Raw genomic sequence first — 2,187 nt, 5'->3', positions numbered from 1 at the left:
GCGTCGCCCAGCCGGCCCGCCTGGTGATGCGCCAGTGCGGCGCCGAGAATGTCCGTGGTCTGTTGCATGTCGTCGTTTCGTCGTTCGCGCGCCGCCCTGCCGGGCGGCTCAATTCCGTTCGTCGCCCGCTGCGGCCCGCTCGTCGGCGCCGGCGTTCGTCCTGTCCATCCACATCCCGTGAAACGCCTCCTCGAGATGTTTCGCGAAGCGCGGCGCGTCGCACAGCGGCGACGCGAGCAGCCGCGCGCGCAATGCCTGCCGCAGCGCCCCGAGCCGCTGCGGATCGGCCGCGGCGGCCACGGCCTTCGCGACGTAGTCGTCTTCGTCCTGTGCGATCCAGTCACCGAGGCCGACCGTCTGCAGCACGCTCTCGCAGATGTGCGTGACGAACCGCTCGCCCTTCATCCCGAGCACCGGCACGCCCATCCACAGCGACTCGGCCGTGGTCGTGCCGCCCGGGTACGGAAACGGGCTCAGCATCATGTCGACGCGGTGATAGGCCGTCAGGTAATCGGCGCGCGGCGAGCGGCCTTCCATCACCAGCCGGCTCGCGTCGATCCCGTTGCGGGCGAACCGCTCGACCGTCCGGCGCACCGCATGCGCGCCGTCGAGCTCGCCCGCCTTCAGGAACAGCCGCGCGCCCGGCACCGCGGCAAGCACCCGCGACCACACGCGCACGACCGCATCGTTCATCTTCCCGAGCTTGCCGAAATAGCCGAAGGTCGTCACCCCGCTCTCGCGTTGCGGCAACGGACCGACGTCGAGCGCCGGATGCGGCGGCGTGAAGCACAGATAGCTGTCGGGCAGCCGCCACGGCCGCTCGACGAAATGCGCTTCCTCGCTGGCCGGCAGCACGTGCCGGTCGCCCAGCACGTAGTCGATCGCGCGCAGCCCCGTCGACGCGAAGAAGCCGATCCACGTGACCTGCACCGGCGCGGGCTTCCATGCGAACACGCCGAGCCGGTTTAGCGCCGTGTGGCCCGACAGGTCGACGAGGACGTCGATGCCATCCGCACGGATCCGCTGCGCCGCCTGCTCGTCCGACAGGTCGAGAAGCGGATGCCACGCATCGAAATACGGTTTCAGGCGCGCGGTCGTGTCGTCTTCCGCCGCCGACGTCGGATAGGCGATCAATTCGAGCCGGCGTCGATCGAGGTGCGCCAGCACGCCTTCGAGGAAAATGCCGACCGGATGCGTCACCAGGTCGCCCGACACCCAGCCGATGCGCAGTCGTCCGCCCGACGGGCGCGAGCCGGTGTCGGCATGCGCGAGCGGCCGTGCATCGGCTTCGACGTGTTCGCCGAAATGCCGCGCGGCCCGGCGCGTCTCTTCCTGGTCGATCGACGGATGCGTGGCGAGCGCGAAGATCAGCCGGTCGTGCAGGACCGGATTCGTCGCGTCGAGCTCGACCGCGCGGCGGTAATGCGCGAGTTCGCCATCCACATCGCCGAGCATGCCGAGCACGTCGCCGAGCGTCATGTGCGCGGGCGCCGCGCGGTCGTTCAATGCGAGCGCCGCGCGCGCATGATGCAGCGCGTCGTCGGCGCGGTTCTGCTTCAACAGCACCATCGCGCAGCGATGATGCGCGTCGACGTCGTTCGCATCGAGTTCGGCCGCGGCCCGGTAGCACATGACGGACGCGTCGTATTTGCCCAGATCGTGATACATGTCGCCGAGCATGCGATAGGCGGGACCGTGATCGGGCGCCAGCTCGAGCGCACGCGTCATGCACTCGGCCGCGCGCGCCGTCTGCCGCCGGCGGTACAGCACCTCCGCGAGGCCCGCGTGCGCGTCGGCGCGCAACGGCGACAGTTCCGCGGCGCGCTCGAAATGCTCGATCGCCGCGTCAGCCTGCCCTGCGTCGCGCAACGCGGTACCGAGATCGACACGCGCCTGCGCGTCGGCGGGCGCCAGTTCGACGAGATGGCGCAAGGTCGCGATCGCCTCGTCGCGGTCGCCGCGCGCAAGCAGCGCCGCGCCGAGATTGCGGTGCGCGATCGGGCTGGCCGGGGCCAGCGCGACGGCCGCGCGATAGCTGTCCACCGCCGCGTCGAATTTGCGCTGCGTCGTCAGCACGTTGCCGAGATTGTTGTATGCATCGGCGTAGCGTGGGTCATGCTCGATCGCCTTGCCGTATGCCAGCACCGCCGCATCCGCCTGACCGAGGTCCTTCAGCGCGTTGCCCAG

General features: G+C 70.1%; 1 protein-coding gene. It reads right to left on the bottom strand.

Going from position 1 to position 2,187, the window contains the following annotated elements; genetic code table 11:
- Positions 1-108: 108 nt before the first annotated feature.
- The coding region (locus WS49_RS21520; protein WP_059533124.1) for an O-linked N-acetylglucosamine transferase, SPINDLY family protein at positions 109-2,187 on the bottom strand (2,079 nt) is incomplete at its 5' end.

Origin of the sequence: Burkholderia sp. RF7-non_BP4 (genome assembly GCF_001521935.1) — a bacterium.
Classification (GTDB): Bacteria; Pseudomonadota; Gammaproteobacteria; order Burkholderiales; family Burkholderiaceae; genus Burkholderia; species Burkholderia diffusa.
Note: the sequence above shows the minus strand (reverse complement) of the source record. Positions and strands in the feature narration are given on the sequence as shown.